This is a genomic window from Mycobacterium sp. 1164985.4 (assembly GCF_001668575.1).
Lineage (GTDB): Bacteria > Actinomycetota > Actinomycetes > Mycobacteriales > Mycobacteriaceae > Mycobacterium.
Genome location: NZ_LZMD01000082.1, coordinates 1 through 18,651, shown reverse-complemented (window position 1 = coordinate 18,651; position 18,651 = coordinate 1). Strand labels below are relative to the sequence as shown.

General features: G+C 68.7%; 22 protein-coding genes and 1 pseudogene. 13 read left to right on the top strand and 10 right to left on the bottom strand.

All coding sequences use genetic code 11. The features are described from left to right. Nucleotides 1-3 precede the first annotated feature (3 nt). Both A5650_RS17900 and A5650_RS17895 read left to right on the top strand, forming a co-directional pair. A complete protein-coding gene (locus A5650_RS17900; RefSeq protein WP_067294336.1) occupies nt 4-1,266 on the top strand; it encodes a molybdopterin-dependent oxidoreductase in 1,263 nt (420 codons plus the stop codon). Nucleotide 1,267: 1 nt separating this feature from the next. Further along, nucleotides 1,268-1,735, top strand: coding sequence for a hypothetical protein (locus tag A5650_RS17895; RefSeq protein ID WP_067294305.1), 468 nt, complete (start codon nt 1,268-1,270; stop codon nt 1,733-1,735). Here the strand turns inward: A5650_RS17895 and A5650_RS17890 are convergent. Genes A5650_RS17890 through A5650_RS17880 form a run of 3 tightly spaced genes read right to left on the bottom strand, consistent with a single transcriptional unit; the run spans nt 1,732 to nt 3,676 of the window. After that, complete coding sequence (locus tag A5650_RS17890; RefSeq protein WP_067294301.1) at nt 1,732-2,361, bottom strand: methyltransferase domain-containing protein; 630 nt, start codon at nt 2,359-2,361, stop codon at nt 1,732-1,734. The two genes, A5650_RS17895 and A5650_RS17890, sit on opposite strands and share 4 nt — an antisense overlap. Further along, the gene (locus A5650_RS17885; protein ID WP_067294298.1) at nt 2,361-3,023 is read right to left on the bottom strand and encodes a TIGR04282 family arsenosugar biosynthesis glycosyltransferase; all 663 of its coding nucleotides are present in this window, start codon (nt 3,021-3,023) and stop codon (nt 2,361-2,363) included. Before A5650_RS17885 ends, A5650_RS17890 begins: the two co-directional genes overlap by 1 nt. Beyond that, the gene (locus A5650_RS17880; protein ID WP_067294294.1) at nt 3,020-3,676 is read right to left on the bottom strand and encodes a glycosyltransferase family 2 protein; all 657 of its coding nucleotides are present in this window, start codon (nt 3,674-3,676) and stop codon (nt 3,020-3,022) included. The genes A5650_RS17885 and A5650_RS17880 overlap by 4 nt, the downstream gene beginning before the upstream one ends. 103 nt (nt 3,677-3,779) lie before the next feature. Here A5650_RS17880 and A5650_RS17875 point away from each other — a divergent pair, with 103 nt between their 5' ends. The 3 genes from A5650_RS17875 (at nt 3,780) to A5650_RS17865 (ending at nt 6,090) form a co-directional block, all read left to right on the top strand. Beyond that, complete coding sequence (locus A5650_RS17875) at nt 3,780-4,481, top strand: response regulator transcription factor (protein ID WP_067294291.1); 702 nt, start codon at nt 3,780-3,782, stop codon at nt 4,479-4,481. Beyond that, a complete protein-coding gene (locus A5650_RS17870; protein WP_067294333.1) occupies nt 4,478-5,503 on the top strand; it encodes a sensor histidine kinase in 1,026 nt (341 codons plus the stop codon). The genes A5650_RS17875 and A5650_RS17870 overlap by 4 nt, the downstream gene beginning before the upstream one ends. A 137-nt stretch (nt 5,504-5,640) precedes the next feature. Further along, entirely contained in the window at nt 5,641-6,090 is a 450-nt protein-coding gene (locus tag A5650_RS17865) for a nitroreductase/quinone reductase family protein (protein ID WP_067294287.1), read from the top strand. 51 nt (nt 6,091-6,141) lie between these two features. On the opposite strand, the gene A5650_RS17860 is transcribed toward A5650_RS17865, so the two are convergent. The 5 genes from A5650_RS17860 to A5650_RS17840 are packed head-to-tail and all read right to left on the bottom strand — an operon-like array spanning nt 6,142 to nt 10,124. Beyond that, nucleotides 6,142-7,269, bottom strand: coding sequence for an NAD(P)H-dependent flavin oxidoreductase (locus tag A5650_RS17860; protein WP_067294284.1), 1,128 nt, complete (start codon nt 7,267-7,269; stop codon nt 6,142-6,144). Nucleotides 7,270-7,292: 23 nt separating this feature from the next. After that, entirely contained in the window at nt 7,293-8,093 is an 801-nt protein-coding gene (locus tag A5650_RS17855; protein ID WP_067294281.1) for an alpha/beta hydrolase, read from the bottom strand. Further along, nucleotides 8,093-9,124 carry an NAD-dependent epimerase/dehydratase family protein gene (locus A5650_RS17850; protein WP_067294278.1) on the bottom strand — a complete coding sequence of 344 codons (1,032 nt, stop codon included), beginning with the start codon at nt 9,122-9,124 and terminating at the stop codon, nt 8,093-8,095. Before A5650_RS17850 ends, A5650_RS17855 begins: the two co-directional genes overlap by 1 nt. Further along, nucleotides 9,121-9,897, bottom strand: coding sequence for an S-methyl-5'-thioadenosine phosphorylase (locus tag A5650_RS17845; RefSeq protein WP_067294274.1), 777 nt, complete (start codon nt 9,895-9,897; stop codon nt 9,121-9,123). Before A5650_RS17845 ends, A5650_RS17850 begins: the two co-directional genes overlap by 4 nt. Before the next feature lie 2 nt (nt 9,898-9,899). Further along, the gene (locus A5650_RS17840; protein WP_067294271.1) at nt 9,900-10,124 is read right to left on the bottom strand and encodes a hypothetical protein; all 225 of its coding nucleotides are present in this window, start codon (nt 10,122-10,124) and stop codon (nt 9,900-9,902) included. A gap of 45 nt (nt 10,125-10,169) precedes the next feature. On the opposite strand from A5650_RS17840, the gene A5650_RS17835 reads away from it, so the two are divergent. Next, nucleotides 10,170-11,045: a 1,4-dihydroxy-2-naphthoate polyprenyltransferase gene (locus A5650_RS17835; protein ID WP_067294266.1), complete on the top strand. Its 876-nt coding sequence runs from the start codon at nt 10,170-10,172 to the stop codon at nt 11,043-11,045. Nucleotides 11,046-11,076: 31 nt separating this feature from the next. Here A5650_RS17835 and A5650_RS17830 read toward each other — a convergent pair whose 3' ends face one another. Next, nucleotides 11,077-12,174 carry a DUF1214 domain-containing protein gene (locus A5650_RS17830; protein WP_067294263.1) on the bottom strand — a complete coding sequence of 366 codons (1,098 nt, stop codon included), beginning with the start codon at nt 12,172-12,174 and terminating at the stop codon, nt 11,077-11,079. After that, nucleotides 12,171-12,746, bottom strand: coding sequence for a TetR/AcrR family transcriptional regulator (locus tag A5650_RS17825; RefSeq protein ID WP_067294259.1), 576 nt, complete (start codon nt 12,744-12,746; stop codon nt 12,171-12,173). The genes A5650_RS17830 and A5650_RS17825 overlap by 4 nt, the downstream gene beginning before the upstream one ends. A 115-nt stretch (nt 12,747-12,861) precedes the next feature. Here A5650_RS17825 and A5650_RS17820 point away from each other — a divergent pair, with 115 nt between their 5' ends. The 7 genes and pseudogenes from A5650_RS17820 to A5650_RS17790 form a co-directional block, all read left to right on the top strand. Continuing rightward, nucleotides 12,862-14,025, top strand: coding sequence for a sulfotransferase family protein (locus tag A5650_RS17820; protein ID WP_156744185.1), 1,164 nt, complete (start codon nt 12,862-12,864; stop codon nt 14,023-14,025). Between the two features lie 96 nt (nt 14,026-14,121). Then, entirely contained in the window at nt 14,122-15,123 is a 1,002-nt protein-coding gene (locus A5650_RS17815; RefSeq protein WP_067294252.1) for an AAA family ATPase, read from the top strand. Between the two features lie 7 nt (nt 15,124-15,130). Further along, nucleotides 15,131-15,991, top strand: coding sequence for a DUF58 domain-containing protein (locus A5650_RS17810; protein ID WP_067294249.1), 861 nt, complete (start codon nt 15,131-15,133; stop codon nt 15,989-15,991). Then, nucleotides 15,981-16,454 carry a hypothetical protein gene (locus A5650_RS17805; protein WP_067294247.1) on the top strand — a complete coding sequence of 158 codons (474 nt, stop codon included), beginning with the start codon at nt 15,981-15,983 and terminating at the stop codon, nt 16,452-16,454. Before A5650_RS17810 ends, A5650_RS17805 begins: the two co-directional genes overlap by 11 nt. Beyond that, entirely contained in the window at nt 16,445-17,449 is a 1,005-nt protein-coding gene (locus A5650_RS17800; RefSeq protein WP_067294245.1) for a hypothetical protein, read from the top strand. Before A5650_RS17805 ends, A5650_RS17800 begins: the two co-directional genes overlap by 10 nt. Further along, nucleotides 17,446-18,354 carry a hypothetical protein gene (locus tag A5650_RS17795; RefSeq protein WP_067294243.1) on the top strand — a complete coding sequence of 303 codons (909 nt, stop codon included), beginning with the start codon at nt 17,446-17,448 and terminating at the stop codon, nt 18,352-18,354. Before A5650_RS17800 ends, A5650_RS17795 begins: the two co-directional genes overlap by 4 nt. Continuing rightward, nucleotides 18,354-18,651, top strand: a pseudogene (locus A5650_RS17790) (hypothetical protein); the annotation flags it as partial. The gene A5650_RS17795 and the pseudogene A5650_RS17790, both read left to right, overlap by 1 nt.

The window sequence follows — 18,651 nt, the reverse complement described above, 5'->3', positions numbered from 1 at the left end:
CACATGGAACCCGGCGACCGGCCGCGTCAGCTCGTCCGCTGGCGTAGTCCGCTGCGCAGCTTGTGGCTGACGTCGGTGTTCGGCTCGGTGCTGCTGGTCGGGCTGCCGGTGGTCATCCTGACCGGTCTGCTGTCCTACATCGCCTACGGTCCGCAGTTCGGACAGGCCATTCCGGGCGACGTGGGCTGGCTCAAGCTTCCGACCTTCGATTGGCCCACGGATCCGTCGTGGCTGTACCGCTTGACCCAGGGTTTGCACGTCGGGCTGGGGCTGGTGCTCGTTCCGGTGGTGCTCGCGAAGCTGTGGTCGGTGATCCCCCGGCTCTTCGCGTGGCCGCCGGCACGCTCGATTGCCCAACTGCTCGAACGGGTTTCGTTGCTGATGCTGGTCAGCGGCGTGCTGTTCGAGATCATCACCGGCGTGCTGAACATCCAATACGACTACATCTTCGGGTTCAGCTTCTACGCCGCCCACTACTTCGGCGCCTGGGTGTTCATCGCCGGGTTCGTCATGCATGTCGCGATCAAGCTTCCGCGACTGCGGGCGGGTCTGCGGTCACGGTCCATGCGTGAGGTGCTGCGCACGTCCCGGGAGAACACCGTCGGGGATCCGTATGAGCCCGACGGGTTGTCATCTGCCGATCCTGATCCCGTGACGATCAGCCGCCGCGGCGCGCTCGCGCTGGTCGGCGGTGGAGCGGCATTGGTGGCCGTGCTCACGGCCGGGCAGACGATCGGCGGATGGACCAGGCATGCCGCACTCCTGCTGCCCCGCGGACGGACCCGCGGCGACGGCCCGAACGACTTCCAGGTCAACAGGACCGCCGCGGCCGCCCGCATCACACCGGAGAGCACCGGGGAGCGCTGGCGGCTCACGCTGACCGGAGGGCCGTCGCCGGTGGTGCTCGACCGGGCCGCCCTGACCGCGATGCCTCAGCACACCGCCCGACTGCCGATCGCCTGCGTCGAGGGCTGGTCGACGACCGAGACGTGGACCGGCGTCCCGCTACGGGACCTTGCGCGAGTGGCCGGTGTGCCCTCGCCGCTGTCGGCGTTCGTCCGGTCGGTGGAACGGTTGGGTGCCTTCAATCGCGCCAGCCTTCAACGCAATCAGGTGTTGCACCCCGACGCGCTGCTGGCGTTGAAGGTCAACGGCGTCGACCTGTCTCCGGATCACGGGTTCCCGGCCCGGATCATCGTTCCGGCGCTTCCGGGTGTGCACAACACCAAGTGGGTGGGCTCGATCGACTTCCGGGCGGGTGGCTGACATGCGAAGGTTCCGCGCTGTTTACGGGTCGCATCCGCTACACCTGCTGACCCTGATGGCGGGGTTCGCGTTGTTCGGCTATGTGGTGGCCACCCTGACGCCGGCCGCCCTGTGGAACACGCGGACGTGGTGGCAGTCGATCATCGTGTGGTTTGCCGCGGCGATCGTCGCTCATGACCTCGTGCTGTTCCCGCTTTACGCGTTGGCCGACCGGATCCTGCTGCACAGCAGTCGAATTCCACCGCTTCGTGTGCCGCTGGTGAACTACCTGCGGGTGCCTGCGCTCGGCTCAGCGCTGACGCTGCTGTTGTTCCTGCCCGGCATCATCAAGCAGGGCACGCCGATCGTGCTGGCCGCGACCGGCCAGACCCAGGAACCGTTCCTGGGCAGGTGGCTGCTGCTGACGGCCGCGATGTTCGGCATCAGTGCGATCGTCTACGCCGCTCGGTTGGCGACGACCAGGAGCTAAGACAGCCTCAAGCTGGCGATCACGCGGTTGCCGATCGGATGGACCCGGTCCAGCGCCATGCCCGCGTGCTCGGCCACTTCTGCGGCGCAGTCGATGCCCACCGACGCCCACGGAAACCACGGACCCACCGTGCGCGACGACTCGAGCCGCACCCACTTGTTGTGTATTCCGTGTGTGAGCGTCTCGAATTCGGCGACGCACCGGCCGCCGCGGCGCAGCAGTTCGGCGGCCCTGTGCAGCATCCGGAAGGGGTCTCCGCCCAGCCCCACGTTCCCGTCGGCCAGAAGCACCGTCTGCCATCGCCCGGTGGCCGGTAGTTGGCCGAACACGTCGCGCCGCAGCACCGGCGCGCCGTTGCGGCGCGCGAGCCCGACCGCGGTGGCCGACTGGTCGACCCCGAGCGCAGGGACACCGCGGCGAATCAGCTCGATCACCAACCGCCCTGGGCCGCAACCCAAGTCGATCGTCGGTCCGTCGCACAGCTCGACCACGGCGCGGTCGAACCGGCAATCGGCATGTGCGCCACCGATCCAGCGGTGCACGGGAAGCGCCTGCACCTCACCATCGTCGCTTCGGATCCAGCACTGTTCGCCGTCGAGTGCACAGTCGTAGAGATTGCCCAGCATCAGGCGAGCACCGCCTCGGCCGCCAGGGCGAACCGGCTGTCGGGTGCGCAGCGCCCGCGGACCACATCGACATCGCCGATGGTGTCGAAGTCGGCGAGCTGCGGAACGAGATCGACCCGAATGCCGTTGCTGCGCAATGCCTCCAGGGTAAGTGCGCCGGTGTCGGCCCGCGACATTGGCACCGTGCGCAGGCATTCGGCCAGGGACGGCCGCGAGACGCCCAACACCCACCACCCGCCGTCGGCGGCGGGCCCGAGCACCGCGTCGCTTCCAAGGAGTGCCCGGCCGCACGCGGCGAGCAACTCGGCGGTCACCTGGGGAGTGTCCATGCCGATCTGCAGAACGGGATCGCCGGTGTAGGCGTCGGCGTGCGCGTTGGTCAGGCGCTCGGCGAAGTCGCCGCCGCGCTGAGGGATTACTGTGAATTCGCTTAGGCGAACCTGGATTTCGTCGTTGCGGCTCGCCCGGCCCAGGTCGCCGGTCATTGCGACCACTCGGTGGTCGACGGGTGTCGAGGCGACGGCGTCGAGGGTGTCGAGCAGTGCGGCGGCGGCCAGGTCGGCAGCGGCTTCATCGCCGATCGAGGCCGCGAGCCGCGTCTTCGCCAGCCCCGGCACCGGCGCCTTGGCCACCACCAGCACCGTCACCCCGAGCACCGTCACGAGATCACTCGCCAGAAGTCGAAGGCCGCCACCGCACTACCGCGTACCGACCCGCTGACCTTCGATTTGCCGCCGGTGCGCGCCCGGTAGTCGACGTCACACTCGACGACGCGCCACCCGGCGGCCGCCGCCCGGACCAGCAGTTCGAGCGGATACCCCGAGCGTCGGTCGGTGACGCCGAGGTCGAGCAGCACGTCGCGGCGGGTGACCCGCATCGGGGCGATGTCGTGCACCGCGAGGCCGTGGCGGCGCCGCAACCGCCAGCACACCGCCGCGGTGCCGAGGCGGGCGTGCCACGGCCACTTCAGACCCGGCACGGGCCGGCGCCGTCCGATCACCATGTCGGCCCCGCGGTGGAGCACGTCGACCAGGGTCGGTAGGTCACCCGGATCCAGCGAGCCGTCGGCGTCCAAAACCGCCACGACGGGCGTCGTCGCCGCCATCACACCGGCGTGCACCGCGGCGCCGTACCCTGCGCGCTTCTCGGCGACCACGTGCGCACCGTGCTCGCGGGCGACCTCGGCGGTGCCGTCGGTGCTGTTGTTGTCGACCACCAGCGGCCGGTATCCGTCCGGGATGGCCGCCAGCACGCCGGGCAGTGATTGCGCCTCGTTGAGACACGGCAGCACCACGGTCACCGGACAGTCGGGCATGGGTTCGAGGTTAACCAGCCCGTCGGCGCACCGACCAGCCCATCGATGACGAATCCGTGACATCGGCGCAGGTAGCGGCCGCACAGGGCTACCCTCGAAGTTTGTGACGCGCGTATTGATCGCCGACGACGACAGCGTCGTGCGTGACGTCGTGCGCCGCTACCTCGAACGCGATGGGCTCGACGTGGCGATCGCGCACAACGGGGCCGAGGCGCTGCAGCTACTCGGCTCGCAGCACATCGACGTCGCGGTGCTCGACGTGATGATGCCCGGCCCGGACGGGCTGACGCTGTGCCGCAATCTCCGGCAGCGCGCCGGTTACGCGATGCCGGTGATCCTGTTGACCGCGCTCGGCGAGGAGGACGACCGGATCGCGGGCCTGGAGGCGGGCGCCGACGACTACCTGACCAAACCGTTCAGTCCGCGTGAACTGGCGCTGCGGGTGCGATCGGTGCTGCGGCGCGCACCCGCACCGACCGGGCGGAGGGCGCTGGACATCACCGTCGGCGGGTTGACCGTGTCGACGGCGGCGCGCACCGTCAGCGTCGACGGCTCTCCGGTGTCGCTGACCAACCGCGAGTTCGACCTGTTGTTGTTCTTCCTCACCCACACCGACGTCGTGTTCAGCCGCGAGGAACTGCTCAAGCAGGTGTGGCACTGGGACTTCGGCGATCTGTCCACCGTGACCGTGCACGTCAAGCGGCTGCGGTCCAAGCTCGGTGAGCATCACCGGGTGCAGACGGTGTGGGGCCGCGGCTACCTGTGGCGCAGCGAGGCGCGCTCACCGGAAGGCCAGAGCGCATAGTGCCCGCCGACCTGTGGGAGATCATCGGGTTGGCGCTGGCGTGCTCGGTCCCGGTGGTGCTCGCTGGCGCGCTCGTCATTCGCTTCGCCCGGTCGTGGTCGCTGGCAGTGAGCATGGTCGCGCTCGTGCTGATCCCGGTGTTGGCGACGTTCACCGGTGTGCTCGGCGCCAGCCGGTTCATGATCACCGAAACCTTCGAGAAGACCGCGATCGTCCTGGTGATCGTGTCGGTGGTGACGATTCCCGCCGCGGTGATGCTGGCGCGCTACCAGGCCCGGCGCACCGTGTGGGAGCAGGAGATCCGCGAGTCGGAACGGGCCGCCGAGCAGTCCCGCCGCCGGCTGGTCGCGTTCGTCAGCCACGATCTGCGGACCCCGCTGGCGGGAATCCGGGCGGTGTCCGAAGCCATCGCCGACGGCGTGGTCCCCGATTCTGAGGTCCGCGTGCACGCCAAAACCATTGAACACGAATCGATCCGACTGTCCGAGATGGTCGACGACCTGTTCGAGATGTCGAAGATCAACGCGGGCGCCGTACAACCGGTGTTCGATAAGGTGGCCCTCGACGAGGTCGTCGACGACGTGCTGACCGCGCACCGGATCGCGGCCGAGCGTGCGGGAGTGACGTTGACGGCCGACTTGCCGGAGACACCGGTCCGGGTGCTGGGCAGTGACCGGGCGCTGGTGCGGGTGCTGTCGAATCTCGTGGCCAACGCGATCGCACACACCCCGCACGGCGGCCGGGTGTCGCTGTCGTTGGGATCTGACGAGAACGGCGCGTGGGCGCGTGTCGACGACACCGGCGTCGGCATCGAGGAAGCCGATCTGCCGCGGGTGTTCGACGTCGCCTATCGCGGGTCGAACGATCGCGTGCCGCGCGACGACTCGTCGCTACCCAGCGGATCGGGACTCGGACTGGCGATCGCCGCGGGCCTTGTGCAAGCCCATCGCGGCACGCTGTCGGCGCACAACCTGGGCAGAGGGGCCCGCTTCGAGGTGCGTCTGCCGCTGGCGACCGGCTGATTCTCGTCCTCGCCGGCATGGCAATCCCGGTCGTTGACCATTGCTTTTCACGACCACGGCTTCTCGCTCGGCTGCTGACTGTTGTTTTTGAGTGATCACTCAATTATCGTTGACCGGAACCGACAGAGGAGGTTGCGATGGCGACGAGAAGCGCCGACAAGGCGGTGCGCAAGTTCAAGTTCGAGCGGCAGCTGGGTCGCGTCCTGATGAACCCGGTGGTCGCCGCGCTCGACCGCGTGGGCATCCGGACGGCCAATGTGGTCGAGCTCGAGACGATCGGCCGCAAGAGCGGCCAACCGCGGCGCGTGCCACTGCTGGGCCGTGCCGACGACACCGGTGTGTGGGTGATCTCGCAGCACGGCCGTCGCGCCGGATGGGCCATCAACATCGAGGCGAACCCCCGTGTGCGCGTCCGCGCCAACGACGAATGGCATACGGGCACCGCGACGTTCGAGCCCGACGACGATGTGCGCGCCCGCGCCCGCAGTTTCGGCGACAGCAGGCTGGGTCAGTCGGCGACCGCCGTGACGATGCGGGCGATGGAGAGCGACCCGATCTCGGTGCGGATCACCTACGACGCTCGGTGATTTCGGTGCGCTCGAAATCGGCAGACGACCAGTAGCGCACCGAAATCGCCACTAGTCGGGCAGCGAGTTGCTCAGCCGCTCGGTGGCGGCGACGTAGTCCTCGATGAACTCGCGCACGACTTCGCGCGCCGGCTTCACCTTGTTCATCAGTCCGACACCCTGCCCGACGAAGTAGGTGGCCAACGCCTGGGCACCCGGATGCCCCTGGGCGGCCAGCACGTCGATCCGGCGCACGATGGGCTCGGCGAGCATCGACTGCAGTGGAAGCGGCAACGGCTTCTGACCGCCCTCGTTCGGCAGCCAAGCCTGCGTCCAGTCCGAAACCAGCTGGCGCGCAGGCTTTCCGGTCCGGCCCGCCGAACGGACGGTGTCACGTGACGAGGCGGCCAGGAACTTCTCCTTGGTGTACGGCGCGGTTTCGGCCTCTTCGGTCGTCAGCCAAACCGAACCCGTCCAGGCGCCGGCCGCGCCCATCGCCACCGTCGCCGCCATCTGCCTGCCGGTGACGATGCCACCTGCGGCGAGCACCGGAATGTCGCTGCCGATCGCGGCCAGCGCCTCCAGCACCTCGGGCACCAACACCAGCGTGGTCACCTCACCGCAGTGCCCGCCGGCCTCGGTGCCCTGCGCGACGATCAGGTCGACACCCGCCTGTGCCTGCTTGACCGCGTGCTCCTTGGCGCCGACCAGTGCGGCCACCGGCACGCCGTTGTCCTTGCCGGCCTTGATCATGTAGTCCGGCGGGACACCCAGCGCGTTGGCGATCAACCGGATGGGGTGGTTCATCGCCACATCGAGCAGATCCTTGCCGGTGTTACCCGACAGCGCGGCGTTGCCGAAGCGCGGTGAATCGTCCAGGTCGATGTCGTGGGCGGCCAGCAACTCTGCGACGAAGCCGCGGTAGTCGTCGGGGATGCGGCCCGCGAGATCGCTCATCGTCAGGTCCTCGCCCTTGCCCTCGTAGCGGGCGGGAACGATCAGGTCAACGCCATACGGCTTGCCGCCGACGTGGTCGTCGATCCAGGACAGCTCCTGGTCGAGCTGCTCGGGCGTATACGCCGTGCCGCCCAGCACGCCGAAGCCGCCCGCGCTGGAGACCGCGGCCACCACGTCGCGGCAGTGGCTGAACGCGAACAACGGGAAGTCGATGCCGAACTGCTCACAAATCGCTGGTTTCACCCGGCCAGTATGGCTATTGCGGCTCAGGCCGAGGACAGGAGTCCGGAGATCGCGTCGAGCATCTGCTTGCCGACGAGCAGCTCGAGGTCGTTGTGTCCGGCGCCGGGCACCCGCACGTAGCGCTTCGGCTCGTTGGCCGCGTCGAACAACCGTCGGCTCATCGGCTCGGGAACGACGTCGTCGCGGTCGCCCGCGATCACCAGCAGTGGCACCCGCACCGATGGGATGCGCTCCAGCGACGGGTAGCGGTCCAGCAGCAACCACCGAACCGGCAGCCACGGATAGTGCACCGCCCCGACGTCGGGCAGCGAGGTGAACGGTGAACGCAGTGCCAGCGCACGCGGCGGCCGTTCGACGGCCAATCCGACAGCGACTGCGGCGCCGAGGGATTCGCCGAAGTAAGCGATCTCCTGTTCCCGCGCGGCGAGCCACGACTGAGCGGCCCGGGCGTCTTTGGCGAGGCCTTCCTCGGACGGTCGGCCCGGATTGCCACCGAAACCGCGGTAGTCCACGAGCAGCGCCGAGGAGCCCATCCGGTTGAGCGCCAGCGCCAGTGGCGCGCGTATCGACCGGTCGCCGCCGTTGCCCGGGAGCACCAGGACGGCCGGTCCGCCGCCGTCGACCGGGAAATACCAAGCGTTCAAGCGGATTCCGTCGTCGGTCTCGATCACCACGTCCTGTCCGTTGCGCGCCACCGAGGCGGCGGGCGGCACGGGGCCCGGCGACGGGAAGTAGACCAGCCGCCGCTGCTGCGACCACAAAAGACCCAGAAGACCGGACGCCACGAGCGTGACGATAACGAGGACGCGGACCGTCCGGCGCATCAGGTCCGCAACGGCGCGAACGCGAACTCGCGCAACCCGTCGAGGGGGTCGACCGCCGCCTGGAAACCGAGCACCTCGGCGGCGCGCGCGGGGTCGGCCACGATGTGGCGGACGTCTCCACTGCGGTACTGGCCGGTGACGACCGGCGGGGCGTCCCCGCGTGCTTCGCAGAGCGCGTTGGCTACCTCGAGGATCGAGATCGGCCGGCCCGAGCACACGTTGAACGCCTCGAATCCGCCGCGCCCGAATTCCACGGCCGCCACGTTCGCCGCCGCCACGTCGTCGACGTGCACGAAATCGCGCATCTGTCCGCCGTCCTCGAAAACCCTTGGCACATCACCGGATTCGAGCTCGGACCGGAAGATCGCGGCCACGCCCGAGTACGGGGTGTCGCGGGGCATGTAGGGGCCGTAGACGTTGTGATAGCGCAGCGCGGTGACCGCGCCTCCCACGGCCTCCGCCCATGCCAGCGCGTAGTGTTCCTGCGCCGTCTTGCTCGCGGCGTACAGGCTGCGCGGGCGCATCGGCGCGTCTTCGGATACCAGTCGCCAGGCGACGAGCTCACCGCAGAGCGGGCACCGGTGGTCGAACACGCCGGCGTCGAGGTCCGCACGGGTGCGGGGATGCGGGTCCACCTGTCCGTGCTCGGCGCAGTCGTAGTGGCCCTGGCCGTAGACCACCATCGACGACGCGAGTACGAGCCGCGAACAGCCCGCCGCGAACATCTCGGCCAGCACCACTGCGGTCCCGTAGTCGTTGTGCGAGCCGTACGACGGGGCGTCGGCGGCATTGACGCCCGCGCCCACCACCGCGGCCTGGTGACACACGACGTCGACGCCCTCCATCAGGGGGGCCAGCGCGGCCGCGTTGCGGATGTCGATCACCTCGCAGCCGGGAGGCGGTTCGGCGCCCGGTCCGTGCGCGGCGGCGAGCATCGCGTCGACCGCGATGACGTCGTGGCCGGCGTCGCGCAGCGCCTCGTGGATGCGGGCCCCGATGAAACCGGCGGCGCCGGTCAGCAGAACCCTCACGGGAGTTCGAACGGCAATCGGACGCCGTCGTGTGCCAGGCAGTGCGTGCAGGCCCGCTCGACCGTCACCTGATCGATCGCCTCGTGGACGAGTTCCTTGAACGGCACCAGGTTGCGTTCGAACTCGGCGAACACGTCGACGGCCCGCACGGCGGTGCCGCTGTCGATACCGGCATCGAGATCGGTTACCAACGCGATTGCGGCATAACACATCTCAAGTTCACGAGCCAGGACCGCCTCGGGGTAGCCGGTCATGTTGACCAGGGTGAAGCCCTGACTCGCGAACCACTGGCTCTCGGCTCTGGTGGAGAACCGCGGGCCCTGCACCACCACCATGGTGCCGCCGTCGACGACGCCGGGCAGATTCGCCGCCGCCGCGCGCAGGGTCGGGCAGTACGGGTCGGCGAACGCGACGTGGATGCCGCCCGAATCGAAATACGTGTCGGCACGCCCGCTGGTGCGGTCGACGAGCTGATCGGGCACCACCATCGACCCCGGTCCGAGCTCAGGGGTGAGGCTGCCGACCGCGCACGGTCCGAAAATGCGCCGAACGCCCAGTGATCGCAGCGCCCACATGTTGGCCCGGTACGGCACGGTGTGCGGGGAGAACTCGTGGTTTACCCCGTGGCGCGGCAGGAATGCGACCTCGTGCGCGCCGACGGTGCCGACGGTGATCGGGGCGGCGGGCGGGCCGTACGGTGTGTCGACGCTGACGCTGCGGGCGTCAGACCCGAAGAAGCTGTAGAAACCGCTTCCGCCGATGACTCCCAGCACGTCTAGGCGGACGGTTGTTCGTCGGTTTCGTCGAGCTGCTGCGACGCGCGCCGCACGGTGTCGCGGATCTCGAACGCGTCGGTCGCGAAGCCACCGATCGCGTTGACGACGTCCTTGACCGCGGTTGTGATGATCGACGCCACCTCGCCGACGGTCGATACGCCGGAGTCGAAGATCTCCTGCACGGCGTCCTTGCGGATCTCCGCCTTGCTGAGTCGGTCCTCCATGCCGCTCAGTCTGCCACGGTCTGCGGTCGTGCGAGACTGGCGTTCGTGGCGACATTTGCGCAGTGGGTCGAGGGTGCGCGACCGCGCACGCTGCCCAACGCGATCGCGCCGGTGATCGCGGGCACCGGCGCAGCGGCGTGGCTGCAGGGCGCGTGCTGGTGGAAGGCGTTGCTGGCGCTGGTCGTGGCCGTCGCCATGATCATCGGGGTGAACTACGCCAACGACTACTCCGACGGGATCCGCGGCACCGACGACGTGCGGGCGGGCCCGCTGCGGCTGGTCGGGTCGAAGGTCGCCAGCCCGCGCGCCGTGTTGACCGCCGCGGTGGTGAGCCTGTTGGTGGCCGCCGCCGCCGGCCTGGTGCTGGCCGTGGTGAGTGCGCCGTGGCTGATTGCGATCGGCGCGGTGTGCATCGCCGGCGCGTGGCTGTACACCGGCGGGTCGAAGCCGTACGGCTATCTCGGGTTGGGCGAGATTGCGGTGTTCGTGTTCTTCGGGTTGGTGGCGGTGTTGGGCACGCAGTACGTACAGGCGCTGCGGATGGACTGGGTAGGCGTCGCGGTCGCGGTGGCGATGGGCTGTATGTCGTCGGCGGTGTTGGTGGCCAACAATCTGCGCGACATCCCGACCGACAAGGAGTCGGGGAAGATCACGCTCGCGGTGCGACTCGGCGACCCCCGCACCCGGCTGTTGTACCAGGCGCTGCTGGTGGTGGCGTTCGCGTTGACGTTGGTGCTGATGGTCGCGACGCCGTGGGCGGCGGTCGGCCTGGTGGCCCTACCGCTCGCGGTGCGCGCGACGGCGCCGGTGCGCCGGGGGCGCGGCGGCAAGGACCTGATCCCGGTGCTGCGCGACACGGGGTTGACGATGCTGGTGTGGGCGGTCGCCGTCGCTCTTGCCTTTGGGATTTCGGTGCACTAACTATCGCCGAGCGATCGGTAGTGCACCGAAATCACGTGACGGCCGTCGGGGCGTCGGCGGCCTTGACCAACGTCACCTCCGGCTTGGCCGGCACCGCATCGGCGAGGAACCAGCGAAATGCGAGGTTGCCGCGCGGATAGTCCACGGTGCTAATGGAATTCGGGTGTGACGTCCCACTACGGGAGATGACGGCGGTGACGGACCCGTCGGAGTTGGGAACCGCGCTGTAGCCGTTGATCGACGTCTTCTCGTCGGTCACGCCCGCCATGAACTGGTTCCACACGACGAGGTTCCAGAACCGGCACGCGGGCGGCCGGTGCGTCACGACGAGTGCCTCGTCCTCCTCGAGCACAAAGCTGCCGTAGGCGTAGCACGCGTCGCGCGCCGACCAACCGAAGTTCGCGTCCGGCACCTGGTACGGATCGGCGAATTGGTTTGCCACCTGCGAGATTTCGTGACCCAACGTGTGTGCGTCGTCGACCCGCACACCCACCGCCAAGGGCACAATCGCGAACATCGTGCGCAGCCACGCCGCGCTGGCTCGCAAGGCCGCGGCGGTCTCGGCGTCGCCGTGCCGGATCGGGTCGGGCTCGTCGAGCGCCTCGATGCGCCACGACACCGGGCGACCGGTCAGCGGGTCGGCCTGATAGTCGCGGGTCACGAGCACCACGCCGCCGTCGGTCGGCCCATACTCGAACGAGAAGTTGCCGTCGGCATCTATGTCGACGTCGTCGTCGCGCACCAGCGCCACGATCCGATCCGACCACGCACCCGGGGACGGCTCGTTGTATGCCGTCACCGAGAAGTAGACGCTGTCCCCCTTGTTGCCGCTGATGCGATACCGGCGCTTCGGGTCGACCGGGCACATGAAGTAGTAGGCGTCGGTGTTGTCGCCGCCCCAGCGCCGGTCCCGGCGAAACGGCGTGTTCAGCTCCACCCAGACCGGTCGGCTCGGCTCGGCGAACAGGTATGTGTCGAAGGCGACGCCGAGCGTCGTGGCGAGCATGCGGTAGCCGTCGGCGATGTGACGGTCGTCGGTGACCGCGCGGTCCCCCTCGAGGAACGTTCGGTCCAGGCCGCCCAGGGTGTCGAGCAGTTCACGCCACGCGGCTGAAGATTCGTGCGTCATGCGCTGATTCCTCTCGTGATGAATTCGGCGGTCCGGTCCACCCACCCGTTGTCCAGGCTGTCCCCGCGGGTGATCAGAGCGAGAAAGGTCATGCCCGCCATGGCCTCGACGATGTCGGCGGCCGATACCTCCGACCGCACCTCGCCGCGGGCGGCTGCCGCCACGAGCCGTTCGGTCAGCCCACGCGAAAGCACGTGCGAGAAGCGCTCGAGCAGCGCGGCGTGCAGCGTCGGATCGGCGGCCATCTCCGCGACCAGGCCCGGCAGCGCGGCCCGGGCGGCGGGCGTGGTCAGCACGCCGACCGTGCGGCTGACCATCTCGCGCACATCGCCGGCCAGCGATCCGGTGTCGGGGAGTTCGGTCGCTGCGCTGAGCGGGAAGACCGCCTCGTGCACCAGATGCGCCTTGCCTGGCCAGCGGCGATAGATGGCGGGCTTGCTCGTGCCCGCGCGCCGGGCGATCGCGTCGACGGTGAGGTCGGCATAACCGGCCGCCCCGAGCAGGTCGACCGTCGCCCTCAGAACAGCGTCATCGATGCGTTTGTCGCGAGGTCGACCAATCTCCGTCGTCATTACGAAACTGACAGTAACATAACGGCTTGTGACCGACATCTCATCCGCGCCACCGGTCGTTCTCGACGATCTCGCCGAGCCGCGCTTCCCAGCGGCGATTCAACCGATACGCGACATGATGGCGTCGATGGCGCCCGACTGCCCCCTCGACGCCGACGCGCTGCACGCCAAGGCCAGCGCCGAGACCGGGCTCGACGACTTCGGTCCAGACGATTACCGCGAACGTCTCGATGTGTATCTCGCCGCGCTGCAAGAGATTCCGGGACTCAGTGACGCGGGAATCGTGAACTTCCACGCCCAGCTCTTGCAGCTACTGAAGAACCGGCTGCTGATGACCGACCTGCTGACCCGGCATCCCGAGATCCACGACATCGAACTGGAACCTCCGGTCGTCATCGCCGGCCTGCCGCGCACCGGCACCACCCACCTGCACAACCTGCTCGCGGCAGGACCGACCTTCCGCACGCTCCCGTACTGGGAGAGCAACGAGCCGTTCCCGATGCCGTCGGAAGCCGGGATCGAACCCGACCCCCGGCGCACCCGGATGGACGCCGCGGTCGAGTTCATGAACGCCGTGATGCCGCATTTCGCGCTGATGCACGAGATGACGACCGACCACGTCCACGAAGAGATCCAGCTCCTGGCCAACGACTTCTCGTCGATGCTGTTCGAAACGCTGGCGCACGTGCCGCGGTGGCGCGACTACTACCTGACGCATGACCAGACACCCCACTACGAGCACCTCGCCCTGCAGCTGAAGGCGCTGCAGTTCCTGCGTGGCGGCCGGCGCTGGCTGGTGAAGTCGCCGCAGCACCTCGAGCAATTGCCGGTGCTCGAGCGTGTGTTCCCCGGCGTCGTGGTGATCACGACGCACCGCGATCCCGTCCCGGTGGTGCTGTCGATGCTCGCCATGCTCACCTACTCCGCGCGGATGCACTGCGCACCGGTGCCGGTCGAAGACATCGCCGCGTGCTGGATCGACCGGCTCGAACTCATGCTGACCGCCCTGATCCGCGACCGCGACGTCGTCGGAGACGAGCGCTCGATCGACGTTCGGTTCGACGATTTCATGGCCGACGAAATGGGCACCGCCGCCGCGATTTACAGGCTGGCGGGCGAGCCGATGACCGACGACGCCCGCGCGGCCATGGCCGAATACCTCGCGGGGCACCAGCGGGGCCGGCTCGGGCGGGTGGCTACGTCGGCGGAGATGTTCGGCCTCGACCCCGACGACCTGCACGCCCGCTTCGCACCGTACGTCGAGCGCTTCCTGGCCTGACGCCGTCACGGTCGCGCTGGCCGTTCGCCGGATCGGCGGTGTGTGGATACTCTGGCCCGGGTATCCGCTTGCGGCAGTCGGAGACGAGAGGCATTCATGACCGCAGCACGAACCCAACTGGACCAGCGCGATCTCGCGGAAGCGCAGCGCGTCGTCGCGGCGGTCTCCGACGCGTTCTCGGCCAAGGTCGTGGGCCAGGAGAACCTGCGTGAATCGTTGCTGATCGGCCTGCTCGCGGGCGGCCACATCCTCATCGAGAGCGTGCCGGGGCTGGCAAAGACCACAGCCGCCCGGGTGATCGCCGAGGCCATCGACGGCGGTTTCCGCCGCATTCAGTGCACCCCTGACCTGTTGCCGAGCGACATCATCGGCACCCAGGTCTACGAGGCCGCTACCAACTCCTTCCTCACCCAGCTCGGGCCGGTGCACACCAACATCGTGCTGCTCGACGAGATCAACCGGTCCAGCGCGAAGACGCAGAGCGCGATGCTCGAGGCGATGGAGGAGCGCCAGACCACGATCGCGGGTACCGAGTACCCGATACCCGAGCCGTTCCTGGTGATCGCGACGCAGAACCCCGTCGACCAGGAGGGCACGTATCCGCTGTCGGAGGCGCAGACCGACCGGTTCATGCTCAAGGACGTCGTGCATTACCCCACCCCCGAACAGGAGGTGGAGGTCATGTTCCGAATGGATGCGGGTCTCTACGACAAAGACCACCGCAGTCGGCCGGTCGCCGGCCTGAACGATATCCGCCGGCTGCGCGCCGTGGTGCGCCACGTCCATATGGACCGTGCGCTGATGCATTACGCCAGCCAACTCGTCACCGTCACCCGTGAGCCCGATCGACACCTGCCGCGCCAGCTCGCCCGGCTGATCGAGTACGGCGCGAGCCCCCGCGCCACCATCGCGTTCTGCAACGCCGCGCGGGCGCTGGCCCTGCTGTCCGGGCGTGGGCACGTCGTCCCCGGCGACATCGCCAAGCTCGCCCACCGCGTGCTGCGGCACCGTCTCATCCTCGGCTTCGAGGCCGCCAGCGCGAACGTAACCCCCGAGACGATCATCGACGCTGTCCTGCAAGCGGTTCGAGTGCCGTAGGGCCGGTATGGGCAGACACCTCACCTCGGCGAGGACGCACTTCGGCACCGACACCCGCGGCATGCTCGAAGGTGGCCGCTACGCCTTGTTGCACACCCGCAGTTTGGAATTCGACGATCTGCGGCCCTATGTGCCCGGTGACGACGTCCGCGACATCGACTGGAAGGCCTCGGCGCGCTCTGGTCACGTGCTGATCAAACGGTTCGTCTCCGAGAAGCACCACAAGCTGCTGCTCGTCGCGGACGCCGGCCGCAACATGGCCGCCCTCACGCCGAGCGGTGAGCTCAAACGCGATGTGGCCGTGCACGTTCTCGGCGCGTTCGGGCTCATCACGCTGGGGCGTTCCGATCAGATCGGAATGGTGGTCGGCGATACCCGCGGCTGCGTCAACATTCGGCAGCGCCGCGGTGAGACCCACATCGAGAGCCTGCTGCACCGGTACTACGGCCACGCCTGCAACGCGCCGGGTCGCAGCGACATCGTCTGCCAATTGGACTATGTGGCAACCCATTACCGGCATCCGATGCTGGTCGTCGTGGTTTCCGACGAACCGGAGATCGACGATCGGCTGACCGACGCCGTCACCCGGCTGACCGCGCGGCACGACGTGTTGTGGGCGACGGTCTCCGACATGCCCGCCATCGGTGACCGCGCCGGTTTCGACGTCTCGACGGGTCGTTTCGTCCTCGACACGGCCACGCTGGGGCCGCGGGTGATCACCGCGTACCGCAAGGCCGAACAGGCGCGGGCGCAGCGCCTCGACGAGTTCATGACCGCCCGCGCGGTCCCGCACACCAGGATCGGCGGCAGCGGCGAGATCCGCGCCCGGCTCGTCGCGTTGACCGAGGTGTTCGCCCGTGCCGGATGACCTGTTGCGGTTCGTCGGCGGTCCTTCGCCGTACTCGGCCGGATGGTTGTGGCTCGGGCTGCTGCTGATCCTCGTGGTGATCGCCTGGTACGTCGGAGTCTTCGTATGGACGCTGCCGTCGCAGCGGCTCCGCCGCCTTCCGATTGTGCGCACCCTGCACGCCCGACTCCTGCGGCGTCGCTTCGCTCGCACCGTCCAGCGCATCGCCGCTCGGCACCGCGACGGTGAGCTCACCGGCGCCGAAGCCGGCGCCGCGATGAGCCGCGCCCTGCGCAGTTTCCTGCACCAGGTGACGGGGACGCGGGCGCAGTACATGCAGCTCGACGACATCGCATCGGGGGACCTCGCACCCGCCGCGCCGACGCTCGCCGCGCTGGACGACGCGCAGTTCAACGCGGCTTCGCCGGTGCGCGTCGGCGAGGTCGGCGCCCGGGCCGAGGAGCTGATCCGGTCGTGGCCCTGAACTGGTGGCCGGTCGCGGTGATCGGATTCGCCTGTCTGGCAGGCGCTGTCGCGTTGGCCCTGCTGGTGCCGACCAAGCAAGCGCAGCGAAAGTTGCGGCCGCTGGCGAACACCGCCCGCCTGACCCGCCTGCCAGAGTATGCGCGGGTGGCACGGGCGCGAACGGTGTCGATGATCATCACGATCGTATTGCTCGTGCTGCTGTTCGGCACGGCCGTGCTGGCCAGCGCGCGCCCCAGCGGGTTGTGGTGGTCGCTGCAGGCCTCCGAGGTGCCCGAGGACATCATGCTGTGCGTCGGCGAACCGGTCGACGCCCCGAACACCCAGACGTTCCTGTCCTACTTCGCCCAGCGCGCGGGGATGTCCGGCACCCACCAGATCGGATTGACTTCCGCCAACCGCAGGGTTATCCCGCTGACCCGCGACCATCAGTTTGCGGTCGAAAGGCTAGGCGAGGCAGCGTCTTTGGCGAATCTGCCGGACGACGGCACGCTGACACCGGCCCAGCTGTCGGCGAAGCGCAACAGCATCGCGTCGTTCACCGCGCCGGTGACATATGTCGACTATGCGACCAGCGTCGCCGACATCCTCGCGCTGTGCGTCGCCGGCTTCCCCGCCGACGAACCACCCGGCGAGCACAGGCGGTCGATCATCTACCTCGGCCCGGGTGAGCTTCGCGTACCCGACGAGACCCGACCATCGCTGTTCACCGAACAGCAAGTCGCCGACATGGCGCGGGAGCGCGGAGTCCAGGTCAACGCGCTGGTGTCCTCACCGGGTGGTGTGCGGTCTATCGTATCGGCCACCAGCGGCCGGTACGCGCCGGTCGGCGCCGACCTGCAATCGCAACTCGACGGCATCCGCGCGCATCCGCCGGACGCCGAAAACGCGGCCACCGTCGCCGGCTTCCGCGGTGACACCCCGACCGTGCCGCTGGCGATCGCGGTCGCGGTGTCGGCGCTGCTGTGCCTGTCGCTGGCGGTGTTGCGACGATGACGTTCTCACCCGTCGTACCGTCGGTGCTCCTGATCGCCATCGCTGTCGCCGCGCTCGTGCTCCGGCTCCTTACCATGCGCCAGCTGGCTCGCAGCCCCGGTCAGCGATGGACCACGGTATGGCGATGGTCGGCGTTGACACTGGCGGTGATGCTGATGCTGATCGCGGCCGCCAGACCCATGCTCGGAGGCGATACCGAGCAGTCGGCGGCGGCGAGCTCGGACGGCGATACGACGGCCAACGTGTTCCTGATCGTCGACCGCTCCGCCGACTCGCCGATCACCGACATCCGCGATGACGTCGCCACACTCATCGACCACTATCCGCAGGCCCGGTTCGCGATGATCACCTTCGCCGCGCGTTCGTCGCTGGAATGGCCGCTTTCCGAGGACAATTGGAGTCTCAAGCCGGTGGCTGCGGCCGTCACCGCCTACCCCGACGCCACCGGAGGCGAGGTGAACGCGGCCGCCGCAGCGAACGTACTGCGCTATCAGTTGATTGGGGCGGGCCAACGCAGTCCGGACGCACCGAACCTGGTGTTCTACTTCGGATCCGGCGCACCCGGGTCACAAGCCCCGCAGGGCGAATTCGACCCGGTGCCCGGTTCGGTCGACGGCGGCGCGGTGTTCGGTTACGGCGCGGCACGTGACGAACAGCGACTGGGGGCCATCGCCGATCAACTTGGCGTGCCGTTCGTACCGCGGGACAACGCGCGGCCGGTCACCGACGACGCGCCCGAGGTGAGCGGTGTCCCGTCGGCGCAGGCCGGCGCGACCGCACCCGATCACGTCGATCTGTACTGGGTCTTCACCATGGTTGCCGCCGTGCTGTTGCTGTTCGAGATCTATCTGACGCTGCGCGAGTTCCGCACCAGCCGGGCAGCGCGCCGGGACGAGGTGACCTGATGATCCCGTCCCGGTTGCGCCTGCGGCGCAGGCTCCTGCTGTTCTCCGCCCCCGTCGTGCTCGCCGCGCTGGCGGTCGCGCTGAAACTCATCGCCACGGTTCTGGCCGGGAATTCGGCAGTGGCGAATTTCGCGGACCGCGATGCCGACGCGCTGCGAACCGATGTCGCGGTGATGAATCTGCTCAACATCGTCGAACCCGCCAAGGCGCCGTTCGCCGCTGGCACGCTCGCGGTGCTCGACGACCGCCTCGCCGACGCCGACGCGCACTTCTCGGAGGCGCTGAGCCGCACCGCGC